17 protein-coding genes are annotated in these 17,916 nt (G+C 66.3%); 11 read left to right on the forward strand and 6 right to left on the reverse strand.

What is annotated here, in order from left to right; translation table 11 throughout:
• The first annotated feature begins 7 nt into the window (after window positions 1–7).
• The 4 genes from ACTT2I_RS10960 to ACTT2I_RS10975 all read left to right on the forward strand — a co-directional run bounded on the left by ACTT2I_RS10960 (window position 8) and on the right by ACTT2I_RS10975 (window position 6,602).
• Window positions 8–1,114 (forward strand): homocysteine S-methyltransferase family protein, encoded by a 1,107-nt coding sequence (locus tag ACTT2I_RS10960; RefSeq protein ID WP_293982235.1) that lies wholly within the window; start codon window positions 8–10, stop codon window positions 1,112–1,114.
• A gap of 63 nt (window positions 1,115–1,177) precedes the next feature.
• A complete protein-coding gene (gene metH / locus ACTT2I_RS10965) occupies window positions 1,178–3,862 on the forward strand; it encodes a methionine synthase (RefSeq protein WP_421099381.1) in 2,685 nt (894 codons plus the stop codon).
• A gap of 91 nt (window positions 3,863–3,953) precedes the next feature.
• Window positions 3,954–5,159, forward strand: coding sequence for an MFS transporter (locus tag ACTT2I_RS10970; protein WP_088434646.1), 1,206 nt, complete (start codon window positions 3,954–3,956; stop codon window positions 5,157–5,159).
• A 72-nt stretch (window positions 5,160–5,231) separates the two neighbouring features.
• Window positions 5,232–6,602: an amidohydrolase family protein gene (locus ACTT2I_RS10975; RefSeq protein WP_088434647.1), complete on the forward strand. Its 1,371-nt coding sequence runs from the start codon at window positions 5,232–5,234 to the stop codon at window positions 6,600–6,602.
• Window positions 6,603–6,618: 16 nt separating this feature from the next.
• On the opposite strand, the gene ACTT2I_RS10980 is transcribed toward ACTT2I_RS10975, so the two are convergent.
• From ACTT2I_RS10980 to ACTT2I_RS11005, 6 genes are all read right to left on the reverse strand, one after another.
• Window positions 6,619–8,703 carry an acyltransferase family protein gene (locus ACTT2I_RS10980; protein WP_088434648.1) on the reverse strand — a complete coding sequence of 695 codons (2,085 nt, stop codon included), beginning with the start codon at window positions 8,701–8,703 and terminating at the stop codon, window positions 6,619–6,621.
• A gap of 67 nt (window positions 8,704–8,770) precedes the next feature.
• Window positions 8,771–9,463, reverse strand: coding sequence for a DUF2058 domain-containing protein (locus ACTT2I_RS10985; RefSeq protein ID WP_293982221.1), 693 nt, complete (start codon window positions 9,461–9,463; stop codon window positions 8,771–8,773).
• 9 nt (window positions 9,464–9,472) lie between these two features.
• On the reverse strand, window positions 9,473–9,712 hold the full coding sequence (locus ACTT2I_RS10990; protein ID WP_019185948.1) for a SlyX family protein: 240 nt from the start codon (window positions 9,710–9,712) through the stop codon (window positions 9,473–9,475).
• Complete coding sequence (locus ACTT2I_RS10995; RefSeq protein ID WP_421099380.1) at window positions 9,705–11,054, reverse strand: UDP-glucose dehydrogenase family protein; 1,350 nt, start codon at window positions 11,052–11,054, stop codon at window positions 9,705–9,707. The genes ACTT2I_RS10990 and ACTT2I_RS10995 overlap by 8 nt, the downstream gene beginning before the upstream one ends.
• 22 nt (window positions 11,055–11,076) lie before the next feature.
• Window positions 11,077–12,057: an FKBP-type peptidyl-prolyl cis-trans isomerase gene (locus ACTT2I_RS11000; RefSeq protein ID WP_088434651.1), complete on the reverse strand. Its 981-nt coding sequence runs from the start codon at window positions 12,055–12,057 to the stop codon at window positions 11,077–11,079.
• 84 nt (window positions 12,058–12,141) lie between these two features.
• Window positions 12,142–12,678 carry a glutathione peroxidase gene (locus tag ACTT2I_RS11005; RefSeq protein WP_253247768.1) on the reverse strand — a complete coding sequence of 179 codons (537 nt, stop codon included), beginning with the start codon at window positions 12,676–12,678 and terminating at the stop codon, window positions 12,142–12,144.
• Between the two features lie 487 nt (window positions 12,679–13,165).
• Here ACTT2I_RS11005 and ACTT2I_RS11010 point away from each other — a divergent pair, with 487 nt between their 5' ends.
• From ACTT2I_RS11010 to ACTT2I_RS11040, 7 genes are all read left to right on the forward strand, one after another.
• Complete coding sequence (locus ACTT2I_RS11010) at window positions 13,166–13,420, forward strand: hypothetical protein (protein ID WP_293982213.1); 255 nt, start codon at window positions 13,166–13,168, stop codon at window positions 13,418–13,420.
• A gap of 2 nt (window positions 13,421–13,422) precedes the next feature.
• Window positions 13,423–13,785, forward strand: coding sequence for a GntR family transcriptional regulator (locus ACTT2I_RS11015; protein ID WP_019185943.1), 363 nt, complete (start codon window positions 13,423–13,425; stop codon window positions 13,783–13,785).
• Window positions 13,782–14,657, forward strand: a complete 876-nt coding sequence (locus ACTT2I_RS11020; RefSeq protein ID WP_088434654.1) for an ABC transporter ATP-binding protein — start codon at window positions 13,782–13,784, stop codon at window positions 14,655–14,657. The genes ACTT2I_RS11015 and ACTT2I_RS11020 overlap by 4 nt, the downstream gene beginning before the upstream one ends.
• Window positions 14,654–15,682, forward strand: coding sequence for a hypothetical protein (locus tag ACTT2I_RS11025; protein ID WP_293982207.1), 1,029 nt, complete (start codon window positions 14,654–14,656; stop codon window positions 15,680–15,682). Before ACTT2I_RS11020 ends, ACTT2I_RS11025 begins: the two co-directional genes overlap by 4 nt.
• A gap of 27 nt (window positions 15,683–15,709) precedes the next feature.
• Window positions 15,710–16,591, forward strand: a complete 882-nt coding sequence (locus tag ACTT2I_RS11030) for a GIN domain-containing protein (RefSeq protein ID WP_421099379.1) — start codon at window positions 15,710–15,712, stop codon at window positions 16,589–16,591.
• Between the two features lie 30 nt (window positions 16,592–16,621).
• Window positions 16,622–17,230, forward strand: a complete 609-nt coding sequence (locus tag ACTT2I_RS11035) for a DUF2884 family protein (protein WP_421099378.1) — start codon at window positions 16,622–16,624, stop codon at window positions 17,228–17,230.
• Window positions 17,231–17,323: 93 nt separating this feature from the next.
• Window positions 17,324–17,749 carry a hypothetical protein gene (locus tag ACTT2I_RS11040; protein ID WP_088434658.1) on the forward strand — a complete coding sequence of 142 codons (426 nt, stop codon included), beginning with the start codon at window positions 17,324–17,326 and terminating at the stop codon, window positions 17,747–17,749.
• The last annotated feature ends 167 nt before the right edge of the window (window positions 17,750–17,916 follow it).

Raw genomic sequence — 17,916 nt, forward strand, 5'->3', positions numbered from 1 at the left:
TCTGCCCATGCCATCCCTGCCCTGGCTCCACCCCGACCGCGTGCATGCGCTGGAAACGGCGCTGGCCCAGCGCATCCTGATCATCGATGGGGCCATGGGCACGATGATCCAGCGGCATGGGCTGGAGGAGGACGATTACCGGGGCGAGCGCTTCGCCGACGGCTACGACCACCAGCACGGGCCCGGCTGCGACCATGCCGTGCCCGGCGACGCCCCACAGGGCCATGACCTCAAGGGCAACAACGACCTGTTGCTGTTGACCCGCCCGGAGGTCATCGGCGGCATCCACACCGCCTACCTGGAGGCCGGTGCCGATCTGGTCGAGACCAACACTTTCAATGCGACCTCGGTCAGCCAGGCCGACTATCACCTTGAACACCTGGTCTACGAGCTCAACAAGGCCGGTGCCGCCGTGGCGCGCGCCTGCTGCGATGCGGTCGCGGCGACCACACCGGGCAAACCGCGCTTCGTGATCGGGGTGCTCGGCCCGACCAGCCGCACCGCCTCGATCAGCCCGGACGTAAACGATCCCGGCTTCCGCAACACCAGCTTCGATGCGCTGCGCGAGACCTATCGCGAGGCCATCGATGGCCTGATCGACGGCGGCGCCGACACCCTGATGGTGGAAACCATCTTCGACACGCTCAACGCCAAAGCCGCGCTGTTCGCCATCGAGGAAGTGTTCGATGCCCGCGGCGGGCGGCTGCCGGTGATGATCTCCGGCACGATCACCGATGCCTCCGGGCGCACCCTGTCCGGGCAGACGGCCGAAGCGTTCTACGCCTCGGTCGCGCATGGCCGGCCGCTGTCGATCGGGCTGAACTGCGCGCTCGGTGCCAGCGACATGCGGCCCCATGTGGAAACCTTGTCCACCGTGGCCGAGTGCCTGGTCAGTGCGCATCCCAATGCCGGCCTGCCCAATGCGTTCGGCGAGTACGACGAAACCCCGGAAGAAATGGCCACCACGCTGCGCGAATTCGCCAGCGCCGGTCTGCTCAACCTGGTGGGCGGCTGCTGCGGCACCACCCCGGCGCATATCCGCGCGATTGCCGAGGCCGTGGCCGATCTGCCCCCACGCCGCCTGCCGGCGCCACCGCTGGAAGACGCGGCATGACCGCGTCCGCCCCACGTTCCCGTTGTCGTTGACCCTCCTCCGCCAGCCCGTGCCAGCCTGCCCATGACGTCTTCCCGCCACACCCGCCTGTCCGGTCTCGAGCCGCTGGTCATCACCCCGGACCTGCTGTTCGTCAACATCGGTGAGCGCACCAACGTTACCGGCAGCGCGCAGTTCCGCAAGCTGGTGAAGGAAGAGCGCTACGAAGAGGCGGTGGAAGTGGCGCGCCAGCAGGTCGCCAACGGCGCGCAGATCCTCGATGTGAACATGGACGAGGGCCTGATCGATTCCGAGAAGGCGATGACGCGCTATCTGAATCTGATCATGTCCGAGCCGGACATCGCCCGCATCCCGGTGATGGTCGACTCTTCCAAGTGGAGCGTGATCGAGGCTGGGCTGAAATGCCTGCAGGGCAAGAGCGTGGTCAACTCGATCTCGCTCAAGGAAGGCGAAGCGCAGTTCATCGAGCAGGCGCGCAAGGTGCTGCGCTACGGTGCGGCCGCCGTGGTCATGGCCTTCGATGAAGATGGCCAGGCCGATACCTGCGCGCGCAAGGTCGAGATCTGCACCCGCGCCTACCGGATCCTGGTCGACCAGGTCGGCTTCCCGCCGCAGGACATCATCTTCGACCCGAACATCTTCGCCGTCGCCACCGGCATCGAAGAGCACGACAACTACGCGGTCGACTTCATTGAAGCCACCCGCATCATCAAGCGCACCCTGCCGCACTGCCATGTTTCCGGCGGTGTCTCCAACGTGTCGTTCTCCTTCCGCGGCAATGAGACCGTGCGCCAGGCGATCCACTCGGTCTTCCTGTTCCACGCCATCAGCGCGGGCATGGACATGGGCATCGTCAACGCCGGCGCAATGCCCATCTACGACGATCTGGACGCCGAGCTTCGCGAGCGCGTGGAGGATGTGATCCTCAACCGCCGCAGCGACGGCACCGAGCGCCTGCTCGAGATCGCCGAGCGCTACAAGGGCAAGAAAGGCGACGTTCGCGGCGAAGACCTGGCCTGGCGCGAAAAGCCGGTCAACGACCGCCTTGCGCATGCGCTGGTCCACGGCATGGACGCCTGGGTCGAGCAGGACACCGAGGAAGCGCGTGCGCGTTCGACCCGTCCGCTGGATGTGATCGAAGGGCCGCTGATGGACGGCATGAACATCGTCGGCGACCTGTTCGGCGCCGGCAAGATGTTCCTGCCGCAGGTGGTCAAGTCCGCACGGGTGATGAAGAAGGCGGTGGCCTACCTGCTGCCCTACATCGAGGCCGAGAAGGCGCGCAGTGGCGACACCGCCAAGAGCAACGGCAAGATCATCATGGCCACGGTGAAGGGCGATGTGCACGACATCGGCAAGAACATCGTCGGCGTGGTCCTGGCCTGCAACAACTTCGATGTGGTCGATCTGGGCGTGATGGTGCCGGCGCAGAAGATCCTGGATGCCGCCCGCGCGGAGAACGCGGACATCATCGGCCTGTCCGGGCTGATCACGCCCTCGCTGGAAGAGATGAGCCACGTCGCCCGCGAGATGGAACGGCAGGGCTTCACGATGCCGCTGATGATCGGCGGTGCGACCACCTCGCGCGCGCATACCGCGTTGAAGATCGACCCGCACTACAAGGCGCCCACGGTGTGGGTGAAGGATGCCTCGCGTGCGGTCGGCGTGGCGCAGTCGCTGATCTCGCGCGAGCTGCGCGATGCGTTCGTGGCCGCCAACGAGGCCGACTATGCCGACATCCGCCAGCGCCACCGCAACCGTGGCGACGCCAAGCGCCTGGTGACCCTGGCCAAGGCACGCGCCCAGCGCTTCGTGGGTGACTGGGCCACGTACACCCCGCCGGCACCGCGCAAGCCGGGCCTGCATGTGCTCGACGATTACCCGTTGGCCGACCTGGTCGAGGTGATCGACTGGACCCCGTTCTTCCAGGCCTGGGAACTGGCCGGCAAGTTCCCGGCGATCCTGACCGATGAGATCGTCGGGCCGCAGGCGACCGATCTCTACAAGGACGCCCGCGCAATGCTCGCCCGCATCGTCGAGGAGAAGTGGCTGACCGCCAAGGCGGTGTTCGGCCTGTGGCCGGCCAACAGCGTCGGCGATGACGTGCACCTGCGTACCGACAACGGCCCGGCCGTGCTGCACTTCCTGCGCCAGCAGGTGGACAAGCCCGTCGAACGCCCGGATTTCTGCCTGGCCGACTTCATCGCCCCGGCCGATACGGGCAAGCAGGACTGGATCGGTGCGTTCGCGGTGACCGCCGGGATCGGCATCGATCCGCACGTGGCCCGCTTCGAGGCCGACCACGATGACTACAACGCGATCCTGCTCAAGGCGCTGGCCGACCGTTTGGCCGAAGCCCTGGCCGAGCGCCTGCACCAGCACGTGCGCATGGACTACTGGGGCTACCAGCCCGATGAGCAGCTGGACAACGAATCGCTGATCGCCGAGAAGTACGCCGGTATCCGCCCTGCGCCAGGCTATCCGGCCTGCCCGGAGCACAGCGAGAAGGCCACGCTGTTCCAATTGCTCGATGCCGAGCGCAACGCGGGCATGCAGCTGACCGAAAGTTTCGCGATGCTGCCCACCGCAGCGGTATCGGGCTATTACTTCAGCCACCCGCAGAGCCAGTATTTCGTGGTCGGCCGGGTCACCCGCGAGCAGGTGGCCGACTATGCCAAGCGCAAGGGCGTGGACCGCGTACAGGCCGAACGCTGGCTGGCCTCGAACCTGGATTACGATCCGGAATGATCGCCGCGCCCGACAACGGCCGGTGCCAGCGGCCATAATGCCCCGGTAGATACCCGCTGCCGGTGGGTGCGCGCAACCACCGAGACCCCGCATGACCGCCCTCCCCCGCGACGCCGTTCCGGCTGTTCGCCTGTCCTCGTTCTATCTGTTCTACTACGCCGCCCTCGGCGCGTTCACGCCGTACTGGTCGTTGTTCCTGACCTCGCGTGGCATGAGTGTCACCGCGATCAGCGTGATGATGGGCCTGTGGTACGCCACCCGCATCGTCGCACCGACAACATGGACCTCCATCGCCGCTGCTTCGCCGCGCCCGATCTTCTGGCTGCGGCTGGGCTGTGTACTCACCCTGCTCACCTTCTGCGCGTTCCTGCTGCCGTTGCCGCAGCCGTGGCTGTACCCGGCGATGATCGCGTTCTGCTTCTTCTACAACGCGGTGATGCCGCAGTTCGAATCGATCACGCTGACCCACCTGGGCAGCGACAGCCACCGCTACGGTCTGATCCGGGTCTGGGGCTCGCTGGGCTTCATCGCCGTGGTGATGCTGTTCGGCTGGATCATCGAAGGCGATGGCGGCGCCGGCAACGCCCACCTGCTGCCGTGGCTGATGCTGCCGCTGTTCGGCCTGCTCACCGCCTCGGGCTTTGCCAACCGCTACGCGCGCAACCTGCAGCGCAGCGAGGGCGATGCCAGTGGCTTCTGGCAGATCGTGCGCAAGCCGCAGGTGGCGGCGTTCTTCCTGGCCGCGTTCATGGAGCAGCTCTCGTTCGGGCCGTACTACACGTTCTTCTCGGTCTACATGGATCACCACGGCTATGCGACCTCCACGCTGGGCGTGTTGTGGACGGTGGGCGTGGTGTTCGAAGTGGGCGTGTTCTTCACCATCGGTCGCTTCTTCCGCCGCTATGACGCCAGCTGGATGCTGCTGATCGCGCTGCTCAGTTCCACCGTGCGCTGGGCGGTCACCGCCCTGTTCCCGGAGAACCTGCCGGTGATGCTGGTCGCCCAGACCGCGCATGCGCTCGGCTTTGCGGCCTTCTTCGCCGCCGCGATGCAGATGCTGGCCACCTACTTCCCCGGCCGCCTGAACGGCCATGGCCAAGGCCTGCTGTACGGATTCTCGTCCGGTGTGGGCGGCGTGCTCGGTGCGCTGATCGCCGGGCAGTTGTGGCCGATCGACCAGGGCCGCACCGCCTTCCTGGCCGCCAGCGGGTTCGCGCTGGCCGGCGCGCTGCTGTGCTTCTTCGCGATCAGCCTGCCGCTGTTGCGCGCCGGCCGCAGGAAGCCCGGAATCGTGTAGAGCCACGCCTCGCGTGGCCCTGCCGTCACGTTGGTGCCGGTACGCTCGGGACTCCCCAACACCGGAGTCCCCATGCGACGTTCCCTGCGCCTGCCGACCCTGTTCACTGCCCTCGTGGCCGCCTGTGGCGCCGCCAATGCGGCCCCCCCGATCATTCTCGACAATGCCCGCGTGTTCGACGGCGAACGCGATCTCGGCATCACCACGCTGACTCTGCGCGATGAGCGCATCGCGCACATCGGCCCGCCGCCGCCCGCACTGGCCAAGGGTGCCAAGCGCATCGACTACCAGGGCAAGGTGATCCTGCCCGGCCTGGTCAGCAACCACATCCACGTCGGCAACACCGACGGGCTCGAGCATGGTGACCGCTTCTATACCCGCGACCATGTGGTCCGCGACCTGCAGCAGTTCCAGCGCTACGGCATCACCACGGTGACCGCGCTGGGCATGAACGGCGCCGCGTTCCCCGCGATCCGCGCCGAGGTCCGTGACCAACCCGCGCTCGGTGCGCAACTCTATGGCGCCGGTGGTGGCATCGGTGCGGCCGCAGGCGCGCCCCCGGCCAACACGATGGGGCTTGAGCACGATCCCGTCGCACGCCCGACCACGCCCGATCAGGCCCGCGCCGCGGTCCGCGCGCAGCAGCAGGCCGGGGTGGACGTGATCAAGCTGTGGGTGGACGACCTCGGCGGCCGCTTCCCGATGATGGCCCCGCCGATCTACCGCGCCGCGATCGATGAAGCGCACCAGCACCAGCTCAAGGTGGCCGCGCACATCCATGATCAGGCTCCGGCGGCGGACCTGGTCGCGGCCGGCGTGGACATCATCGCGCACGGCATCCGCGATACGCCGGTCGCCCCGGCATTGGTCAGCGCGATGCGCGACAAGGGCGTCTGGTACATCCCGACGGTCAACATCGACGAGGCAAACTATCTGTACGCCGAGAATCCCCAGTGGCTGCAGCAACCGTTCCTGGCCAATGCCCTGCCGTCGGCGGTGCGTGAGCGCTGGCAGCAACCGCAGTGGCAGCAGGAACAACTGGCCGGCGATGGCATTCCCAAGGCGCGCGCGTCCGTGGCGATGAACCTGCGCAACCTGCGCACGCTGCACGAAGCGGGGGTGAACATCGGCTTTGGTACCGATGCCGGCGCGATGCCGCAGCGGGTGATCGGCTTCGCCGAGCATCGCGAGCTGGAGTTGATGACCCAGGCCGGCTTCACGCCGGCGCAGGCACTCCAGGTGGCCACCGCCGATGCGGCGCGCGTGCTCGGCCTGGAGGATCGCGGCCGCATTGCGGTGGGGCGCCGCGCGGATCTGCTGGTGCTGGGCGCCAACCCGCTCGACGACATCCGTAACAGCCGGCGGATCGACGCGGTCTGGCAGGCGGGCCAGCAGGTCGCCGGCCCGATCGAGGCCGCCGCGGACACTGCGGCCCGCGACTGATCACCAGGGGGTGGAGTCAGGGGACGGCGGCGGGTGCCGTCGTCTCCAAGCGCTCCAACTGTGCCTGGAAATCAGGCAGCAGCAGACGATTGCCATAGCCGCTGAGATGGTCGCCATCGAAGAACAGCGGCTTGCCTTCGCGGGTCGGCAGGCACTGCTCGCCAGGGCACAGCAGCGGCATCGGATCCCAGATCGACGCGCCGGGCAGCCCCGCAGCCACCTGCCGCAGGCCGGCCAGTACCGGCGCACGCAGAGCCTCGATCTCGCTGCGCGGCACGGTCATGCCGTTGGCGCAGATCGGGTTGTGCCGGTTGAACGCATCCGAGCACCGATACGGCGGCGCCGGCAGCACGGGTTTGGGCGCTTCCAGCACGATGTGCACGCCACGATCGGCCAGCGGCGTGAGCTGCTCGACCCACTGCGCGATTTCGGCGGTACGGCCAGCATTGGCCGTCTCGCTGAGATGATCGGCGCGCACCTGTGCGACGTCGAACAAGGCGTACTGTTCGGACAGGCGCGGCAGGCGCAGGCCCGCCAGCAGCACCACATCGCCTGGCCGCGCACGCGCCTGGATATCCTCCAGCACGTTGCGTGCGTATGCCTCGCAGGCTGGATTGGGGCCCTGCCAGGCACGCAGCCCGACCAGCGCGCAACCGCCGCTGCCATACAGGCGGATCGGCGCGCCATCCAGGACGGCCAGACGCTGCAGCATCTCGTGGTAGGCCAGTGCGTGCGAATCGCCGGCCACGAACAGTTGGCGGGTCGATGCGGTACGTCCCGGGCACTCACCGCGCTCATACAGGCGCGCCTGACCGCCCAGGACAGGCACATTGCTGACCCGCACGCGGCAGTCCGGGATTTCCTTTTTCAGCCCCTTGGCATACGGATACCAGTCCAGCGGGGCCCGGCTGACCACGCTGAGCGAGGTGTACTGCTGCGTCTTGACCAGTGCCGACTGCAGCCCGGCGCCCAGCACCAGGACCCCCAGCCCTGCCGCGACCCAGCGCGCGTTGCTGACGCGCCAGCGCGCGCCATGCCGCAGCGGTTGTTCCACCCACCGCCATGACAGCCAGGACAGCAGCGCCACGCACAGCAGCGCAGCCCCGCCGGTCGCCACGGTCTCCAGGCCCACGGTCCAGCGAAACAGCACAAACACCGGCCAGTGCCACAGGTACAGCGAATAGGAGAGGCGACCGATCGTCACCATCGGCGTGGTCGCCAGCGCGCGCCCGATCCAGCCGCCCGGCGAGCGCTGCAGCAGCCCCAGCAGTCCCAGCGTACCCAGCACCGGCCATAGGCCATCCATCCACGGTGAATGTCCCGGCCGTGCCGCCCACAGACCATAGCCCAGGGCCACAAGGCTCAGCAGCAACAACGGCGAGCGCCAGCTGATCCCGCGCGGCGGCACTGGGGGCGGCGTGAACCGACCGCTCAGCGACAAGACCTGGAACAGCAGCACTCCCGCGCCCAACTGCCAGAACCGCGTGGTGGTCAGGTAGAAGGCATCGATCTCATGGCCCCCCTGCCGCGCGCGGAACACCGCATACCCCAGCGAGGCCAAGGTCGCCACGCCGAACAGGCCCAGCGACACCCAGCGTCCACGCGTGCCTCTGGCCCACGCCAGGAACAACAGCGGGAACAGCAGGTAGAACTGCTCTTCGACCCCCAGCGACCAGGTGTGCGTGTACGGATTGAACTCGGTACGCGGCGAGAAGTAATCATTGCCGGTGCTGGCCAGCACCCAGTTGCTCAGCCCGAAGAACGCCATGCGCCCGGTCTTGTCGCTGGTCTCGCTGAGCCAGGATTCGGGAATCAGCAACGCGCTGAGCATCGCCGTCGCCAGCAGGCACACCACCAGTGCCGGGGCAATACGGCGCATGCGGCGCGCATAGAAGCGCGCCAGCCCGGCCCAGCCGCCGACCGCCGGCAGGCGATCCACCGAGGCGCTGACGACGAAACCGGAAATGACGAAGAACACGTCCACGCCAGTGAAGCCGCCCGGCAGCCAGCTGGCCTTGAGGTGATAGAGGATGACCGCCAGCACCGCGATCGCACGCAGGCCATCAATGTGCGGGAAATACCCGGGACTGCGTTCCTGCATGGCCCTGCTCCTGACATGCAACGGGCGCCTGACGGCGCCCAGTGCGTTCAACAATGGTGGCGTTGGCTTACCAGACCAGGTCGTCGGGCACCTGGTACTGCGGGTCGGCATACGGATCTTCGCCGGCCGGTGCATCCGGGTCGACCTTCAGCGCCACGGACGGTGCGAACACCGCTTCGGCTTCGGCCAGCACCGCGGCGGTCACCAGCACATAGCGCCCGTTCTGCTGCAGCACGCCCAGCTCGCCGGCATTGAGCGCCTTGAGCTGATCGGCCGTCACATAGATGCGCTTGATCTTGCCGCCATACGGGAAGTGGCGCGCGATGTCGGCCGCTTCGGCGTTGAGGGCCTTGCCTTCCAGCAGGACCTCCAGCTTGGCCTTGGCTTCGCGACGCAGACGCGCTTCTTCCTGCTTCAGGCGCTCGGCCTCGATGCGGTCGTCCTTTTCCTTCTGCGCACGGATCGCATAGGCCTTGGCGAGATCGATGTCCTCGCGAGAGCGCGGCTTGCCGGGCGCGCCCTGCGGTGGGCGGGCGCCGGCGGGACGACCCTTGCCCGGCGGACGGCGGTCGCCGTCGCGCGCGGGGCGCTGGCCTTCGCCCGGCTTGCCGGCCGGGCGTGCGCCCTGCGGCTTGCCGGCCGGGCGGCCATCGCGGCGCGCATCGGGCCGACGGTCCGGCTTGCGGTCGTTGGTTCGTTCGGGTTTGGGCGCGGCTTTGAAGCCAAGGCCCAGCAGCTGGTCGCGGAGAGTATCGCTCATGACGTCAGATCAGTAATGCGGAGGCGGCGGCTCTTCGGCCGAATCGGAATACAACGCGGTGCGGACCTTGCCGAGGTCTTCGAGCAGAATGCGGGTGAGGTCGGCATTGCGATTGCCTTCCATGCGCGCATCGGCCAGGGCCTCGCTCAGTTCGGCCAGCGCCTGCTCCTGGAAGGAGACGCGCATTTCCAGCTCGATCAGGCGTGCTTCCAATGCCTGTTCGCGCTCGGAGGGTGTGGACTCATGCATTCAACGAACGTCCCCGGCCAATGCCGTAGTAAGCCAGGCCCGCGGCTTCGATTTCCTGCGGGTCGTACAGATTGCGGCCGTCGAACACGACCGCATCGCTGAGCATCTCGCGCAGGCGGACGAAATCCGGGCTGCGGAACTGCTTCCATTCGGTCACCACGACCAGCGCATCGGCACCCTCCAGGGCGTCGTAGGCGTTGTCGCAGAACACCAGATCATCGCGATCGCCGAAAATGCGGCGCGCTTCTTCAGTCGCTTCCGGATCATAGGCGCGCACCTGCGCACCCGCCTCCCACAGCTGCGCCAGCAGGCGGCGGCTGGAGGCTTCACGCATGTCGTCGGTGTTCGGCTTGAACGCCAGCCCCCACACCGCGAACGTCTTGCCGCGCACGCCTTCATCTTCGCCACGGTCGTAGTGGCGCTGGATCAGGGCGTACAGATGGCCCTTCTGGTGTTCGTTGACGGCTTCGACCGCGTTCAACAGCTTCGGCTCGTGGCCGTATTGCTGGGCGGTCCGGGCCAGGGCCTGCACATCCTTCGGGAAGCACGAGCCACCGTAACCGGCACCGGGATAGATGAAGTGCCAGCCGATGCGCGGATCCGAGCCGATGCCCTGACGGACCTGCTCGATATCGGCACCGACCTTCTCGGCGATGTTGGCGATTTCGTTCATGAACGAAATCTTGGTCGCCAGCATCGCGTTGGCCGCGTACTTGGTCAGCTCCGCCGAGCGTACGTCCATCTCCACCACGCGGTCGTGGTTGCGATTGAACGGCGCATACAGGCGGCGCATCAGCGCGACCGACTCAGGATTGGACGCGCCCACCACGATGCGGTCCGGCCGCATGCAGTCGGCGACCGCGTCACCTTCCTTCAGGAATTCGGGGTTGGAGACCACGTCGAACGCGATCTCCACGCCGCGCTCGGCCAGCGCCTGGGCGATGGCCTCACGGACTTTGTCGGCCGTGCCTACCGGCACGGTCGATTTGTTCACCACCACCACCGGCACGGTGATGTGCCGGCCGATGGTGCGGGCCACGGCCAGCACGTACTGCAGGTCGGCACTGCCGTCCTCGTCCGGTGGCGTGCCCACGGCAATGAAAATCACCTGGCCATGCGCGATCGCGGTAGCGGCGTCGGAGGTGAAGGTCAACCGCGACGCATCGTGGTTGGCCTTGACCATCGGCTCCAGGCCGGGCTCATAGATCGGGATGATCCCGTTGTTGAGGCCGTCGACCTTGGCCTGGTCGATATCGACACAGATCACCTGATGGCCAACCTCGGCCAGGCAGGTACCCGTGACAAGACCGACGTAGCCGGTACCGAAAATCGCAACGCGCATGGGCGGTGGTGCTCCAGATCCGTTACGGCAGAACGTTCAGCAGCTCGACGTCGAACGTCAGCGTAGCGTTCGGACCGATCGGGCCGCCCGGGGTGCCCTGCTCGCCATAGGCCAGCTCGCCCGGGATCCAGAAACGGTACTTGGAACCGGTCGGCATCAGCGAGACGCCTTCGGACCAGCCCTTGATCACCTGGTCCAGACCGAACTCGATCGGCTGGCCGCGCTGGTAGCTGCTGTCGAACACGGTGCCGTCGAGCAGCTTGCCTTCGTAGTTCACGCGGACCTTGCTGGTCGGCATCGGGCGTTCGCCCGAACCCGGACGCAGCACTTGGTACTGCAGGCCCGAGGCGGTGGTCACCACGCCCGGCGCGGTCTTGTTCTTGGCCAGGAAGTTGTTGCCTTCCACGCGGTTGGTACCGGCCTGGGCGGCGGACTTGGCTTCCATTTCAGCCTGCTTGCCCTTCATGAAGCCTTCCAGCGTGGCCTTGGCCTGCTCGGCGGTCATCTTCGGGGTGCCGTTGTTGAACGTGGTGCTGACCGCGTCGAACAGCGCGTCCAGATCGACATCATCCTTCAGCGGTGCCAGCGACGGGCCCACGGCGAAGCTGCCCAGCATCAGGCCGACCTTCTCGCGGTCCACCTTCGGCGGCGCGGTGCCCGGGGCAACGCCCGGAACCGGCTGGCCGCTCTTGGCCATCACGGCCTGGCGCAGGGCGGCATCGGTCTTCTGCGCCTCTTCCTGGCTGATCAGCGGCTGCTTGCCTTCAAAGGCATTGGTCACGCCGCGACGCAGGGCGGCCAGGTCGATCTCGCTGGAGATCGGACCAAACGAATTGGCCACATCGATACCGATGGCGTAGCCAAGCTTTTCGCGTTGGGTGTTCAAAGTGGAAGTCTCCTTGACAGCCGCGCGGGCGGCTGGTTGTTGCGACATCGCGGTACCGGTGGCACCCATCGCCAGAATCAGAACCGACGCCGCGGCGCCGCGCATTCCCATCTTCATTCGCTGCATTCCTGGAAGTGACTGGACGCCGACGTCGGCGCGAAAGCAACCATTGTCGCACGCGCGTCCGAGATGTCGATATCGTCAGCGCTTGTTGGCGGTGACAGAGAGTTCACGTTCGATCGCCGCGACCAGCTTCGGATCGTCCGGGGTGACCTTGCTCGGGAACTGGGCCACCACCCGGCCATCGCGGCCGATCAGATACTTGTGGAAGTTCCAGCCCGGTGACACGCCCGTGGCGGTGGCGAGACTGCGATACAGCGGCGTCGCCTCCGGCCCGGTCACCACCACCTTCTGGAACATCGGGAACTTCACGCCGTAGGTCAGCGTGCAGAACTCCTGGATCTGGGTCTCATCGCCCGGCTCCTGGCCCTTGAAGTCATTGGACGGGAAGCCCAGCACCGAGAAACCCCGCGCAGCGTATTTGCGCTGCAGGGCTTCAAGGCCTTCGTACTGCGGGGTAAATCCGCACTTGCTGGCGGTGTTGACCACCAGCAGCACCTTGCCACCGTACTGCTTGGCCAGATTGACCTCACCCTTGCCCGCCAGCGGGCGGTAGCTCACATCCAGCAGATCGGCCGCCTGGGCCGAGGCGCCGGCCAGCAGACCGACCGCCAGCATCAGCACAGACCACCGCGCCCGGCGCGGAACGCGGTCGCGACGGACGGGCGACATCAAAGACACGTGGTGCATCGCGACACTCCAAAGTAGGGAACAACAAGGGGAAGAAGCGCCTGGCAGGGGCTGCCAAGGCTGCGGCGGGCACTATATCACCAGCGTTTTTGCCGCCGGACGCCGCCGGCGCGGCGCCGGCCAGGCGTATTCATCGGCTGCTTTGCGGCATCTGGCGGTGTCGCGCGCTTGTCGGCCATCCTCAGGCCACGGCCTGAATACGCCTCTTGATTGCCATACCATTGACATCGATGAATGGCGACTGGCAGATACCGGCGCCCCGCACTTCGATATAAACCTTTAAATTCAATTACTTGAGGACGCCCACTGACTGTCATACACCCCCTGCCATCAGTTGGGTCAATCACCCAGTTGATCTTCGGCGTGCCGGTGTTATAGTTGCATACAACACCAGTCATCTAGACAGGGGAAGCCCATGAACCGCATGCGCCACCACCACGCTGCCAAAGCCATCACCGCCGCCTCGGCGTTGCTGTTGCTTGGCTGGTTCGGCATCCCCTCCGGTGACGCTGGCAGCCCTGCCAGCGCCAATGTGTTTGAAGGCCCGCAGGACGCAGGCGTCATCGAGGCAGGGAACGCCGACGGCGCCCCCACGCCTCCCCGCCGGCTGCACAGCTCCCTGTCCATGCCTTACTTCTCATTCGCGCAGTCGCTGAACCCACGGAGCTGACCATGAGCGATATTCAATGGAGCGATGGTGCTCCGATCTACCGCCAGCTGAAAGAGCGCGTGATTGCCATGATGCTTGACGGCATCATCAAGCCGGGCGATGCCCTGCCTTCGGTTCGGCAGGTTGCCGCCGAGTACCAGCTCAACCCCATCACCGTTTCGCGCGCCTACCAGGAACTGGCTGATGAAGGCCTGGTCGAGAAGCGCCGCGGCCTGGGCATGTTCATGACCGAAGAAGCGGCCACGCAGCTGCGCAGCAGCGAGCGCGACCGGTTCCTCAATGAAGAATGGCCGCTGGTTCTGGAACGCATCCAGCGCCTGGGCCTGAACCTCGACGAATTGCTGCCCCAGGGGAAATCCTCATGAATGCCGTTGCAAGTGATGTCGTCATTTCCGCTCGAGGCCTGCGCAAGGCCTATAAACAGACCGTGGCGCTGGACAACACCAGCTTCACCATCGCCCCCGGCCGCATCACCGGCCTGATCGGCCCCAACGGCGCCGGCAAGACCACCCTGCTCAAGGCGCTGCTCGGCCTGACCTCGGTGGAAGGCGAACTGCGCGTGCTCGGGCTGGACCCGACCACGCAGCGCAACGCGCTGATGAACGATGTGTGCTTCATCGCCGACGTGGCGGTGCTGCCGCGCTGGATGAAGGTGCGCGAGGCGATCGATTTCGTCGCCGGCACCCACCCGCGTTTCGACCGGGCGCGCTGCGAGCGCTTCCTGGCCTCCACCAAGCTGCATCCCAAGCAGCGCGTGCGCGAACTGTCCAAGGGCATGATCGTGCAGCTGCACCTGGCGCTGGTGATGGCCATCGATGCCAAGGTCTTGGTGCTGGACGAGCCGACCCTGGGCCTGGACATCCTGTACCGCAAGGAGTTCTACCAGCGTCTGCTGGAAGACTACTTCGACGAACAGAAAACGATCATCGTCACCACCCATCAGGTGGAAGAGATCGAGCACATCCTCACCGATGTCATGTTCATACGCGATGGCCGCATCGTGCTGACCACCGACATGGAAGACATCGGCGAACGCTATACCGAAGTGCTGGTCTCGGCCGATGCCGTGGAGGCCGCACGTGCACTCAAACCGATCGACGAGCGCGCCCTGCCCTTCGGCAAGACCGTGCTGCTGTTTGACGGGGTGCCACGCGCCCAGCTCACGCCCCTGGGCGAAATCCGCAGCCCGGGGCTGGCGGATCTGTTCGTGGCCATCATGAAGGGAACCTACGCATGAACACCGTCAACCATCCCATCAGCAAGGCCAGTGCGTTCAAGTGGCTGCTCAAGCGTGAGTACTGGGAAAACCGCGGCGGCTTCCTGTATGCGCCGGTGATCGCCGGCGGCATATCGCTGGTGATGAGCCTGCTCGGCATCGTGTTCGGCCTGGTCGCCATGCACCGTGCGGTCAAGAGCGGCGGCATCCACATCGACAACGAAAGCGTCAACATCAACGGTCTGGACCTGAGCCTGCTGACCAGCAAGCTCGATGCCAAGGACCTGCATGACCTGGCCAACGGCCTGGACCTGACCCTGATCCTGAGCTCGGGCTGGCCGCTGATCGTGCTCGCCTTCGTGGTGTTCTTCTACTGCCTGGGCGCCCTGTATGACGACCGCCGCGACCGCAGCATCCTGTTCTGGAAGTCGCTGCCGCTGTCGGATACGTCCACCGTCCTGTCCAAGGCGCTGAGCGCATTGCTGATCGCCCCGCTCATCGCGGTGATCGCCTCGGCGCTGACCATGCTCGGCTTCCTGGTGATGATCTCGATCGTGGTGATCGCCCATGGCGGTGATCCGATGATGCTGATCTGGGGGCCGGCCAGCCCGCTGACCATCATCGCCGGCCACCTGTCCTGGATCCCGGTCTACCTGCTCTGGGCGTTGCCCACCGTCGGCTGGCTGCTGCTGTGCTCGGCCTGGGCCAAGACCAAGCCGTTCCTGTGGGCGGTGATGCTGCCGCTGTTTGCCGGCATCATCGTCAGCACCACCAAGGTCATGACCCTGTTTGACCTGACCGGTGGCTGGTTCTGGAAGCATATCGTCGGCCGCCTGCTGCTCAGTGCGGTCCCGGCCACCGACCAGTTCTACCGCGGCGAGTCGATGTTCAGTGGCAACGGCAACATGGACAACCTGGTCAACGAACTGGGCCCAAGCCACCAGCTGGCCGCCTTCGCCATGCCGGAACTGTGGATCGGCGCCGCCGTCGGCGTAGTGTTCCTGTTCCTGGCCATCCGTCTGCGCCGCCGCGCCGGCGAAATCTGATCCCTGCCCTTCTTCGAGGAGCCACCCATGATCCGCAAGCTCGCTGTTGCCTCCCTGCTGTTGCTGCCGCTGACCGCGTTCGCCAATGAACCGCAGTGCAAGTTCAACGAACCGCGCGACCTCAAGCTCGACCTGGCCGGCGCCAAGGCCGTGGTGTTCGAAGTGAACCAGCATGATCTGGTGTTGCAGGCCGGCCCGGGGACGGCCCAGCTCGGCGGCCGCGCCTGCGCCTCCAACGCGGATTGGCTGCGCCAGCTGACCGTGACCCAGCAGAAGGTCGGCGACAAGCTCGTCGTCCGGCTGCAGCGCGAGGGCCGCAGCCTCAGCATGAGCGGCAACAGCTACGCCTACCTGGACCTGCGCGGCACGGTGCCGGACACGATTCTGGTGCAGATGAAGGTCGGCTCCGGCGATGCCAGCGTCACCGGCGCGCATTCGCTCAGCGCGGATGTCGGCTCGGGCGACATCAAGCTGGAGAACGTCAAGGGCCTGGTGACCGCGGCGGTCGGCTCGGGCGATGTCACGCTCGACGGCGCCGGTGCACTGAACGTGCTGTCGGTCGGTTCGGGCGACTTCAAGGCCCGCAACGTCCGCGGTGATGCCAAGGTCGGCACGATCGGCTCGGGCGACTTCGAGCTGGACATGGTAGGTGGCAACGTCGAGATCGGCGTGGTCGGCTCCGGTGACACCGACGTGCGCCAGGCCAAGGGCAGCGTGCGGGTCGGCACGGTCGGCTCCGGCGACACCGAGCTGCGCGATATCGGCGGCAGCGTCACGGTGGACCGCCATGGCTCGGGCGACGTCACCGTCCGCGATGTCGGTGGCGACCTGCGCGTGGCCAACAGCGGCAGCGGCGATATCCGCCACAGCAATGTACGCGGCCGGGTTGAACTGCCGCGCGGCAAGTAAGCCTTTCTCCTCCACTGACGGATACGCATCATGACGACTCGACTGCTGCTGCCTGCCCTGCTGTTGTGCCTGCCCATCGCTGCCTGCACCGCCCCCGACAGTGGGAAAGGCAAAGCCCCCGCCGACCAGAGCGCCGCCGCCCCGGCCACCAGCGCGCTGGACAGCGAGAGCATCGGCAAGACCGTGCAGGAGGCCACCGACAAGGCCCGCAAGGAAATCGCCCAGGGCAACATCTCCATCTCCAACGGCAAATCGCCGAAGGCCGAGATCAGCCCCCAGGGCGACCTGCTCATCGATGGCAAAGCGGTGCCCGTGGACGCCCACCAGCGTGCACTGCTGCAGGACTACCGCAAACAGGTCGAATCGCTGGCCAGTGCCGGCATGGAGATCGGCGTGGCCGGTGCCAATCTGGGGGTGAAGGCAGCCGGTGAGGCGATCAAGGGCATGTTCTCCGGCGACACCCAGGGCATCGAAGCGCGGGTGAACGAGGAGGCCAGGAAGATCGAAGGCCAGGCCCAGAAACTGTGCAGCCTGCTGCCCGGCATGATGGCCAGACAGCAGGCGCTGGCGGCCGCGCTGCCGGCCTTCCAGCCCTACGCGACCATGGACCAGAGCGACATCGACGACTGCGGCAAGTAAACGGGCGCCTGCCTGCGACGATGCGTCGCAGGCAGGCCCTTCCCGGCGCCGGAGGACTACAATCTGCGTTCCCGCCGCATGCGTTGCCTGCTCATGAAGAAGCTGAGTCTGTTGCTGTTCGCCCTGTTCTGCCTGGTCGCTACCGGTTGCGATCAGGAGTACCGCAATCACCGTGCCGAGCGCAGCAAGCCGAAGATCACCGTCAGTGACGGCATGGTCACCGTGCGCCGCGCGCCCGCACCCAACATCATCATCCTGCCCAACGGGCACATGAAAATCGATGAGATCGAAATCCCGCTTAATGACGAGCAGCAGGCGATGCTGCAGGGCATGTTCGGCCAGCTGCAGGTGCTGCGTCAGAACACCCTGACCGATGCCCCGCCGGACCCGGCCAAGCGCTCGGTGAAGATCCAGGTGCCGGATGGCATGCAGCCGATTCCGCCGGACCTGATCACGAAGATTCCGGAATTCAAGGATTACACCGAAACCTTCGGCAATCTGCAGGCCGATCGCCACTGAGTCTGTGCGCGAACCCCGCAGTGACCGGCAGGCGCCTGGGCAGATGTCCCCCGTCCGCCGCCTGGCGGCAACGGCCTCCTCCTTGATGTTGCCCTGGGGCCCGCCGGCCGCTACGGGGCTCAGCCACAAAAAAACGGGCCGTTCGGGCCCGTTTTTTCGTGTCAGTC

The sequence above is a fragment of the Stenotrophomonas sp. PUT21 genome, assembly GCF_052232875.1.
Classification (GTDB): domain Bacteria; phylum Pseudomonadota; class Gammaproteobacteria; order Xanthomonadales; family Xanthomonadaceae; genus Stenotrophomonas; species Stenotrophomonas maltophilia_N.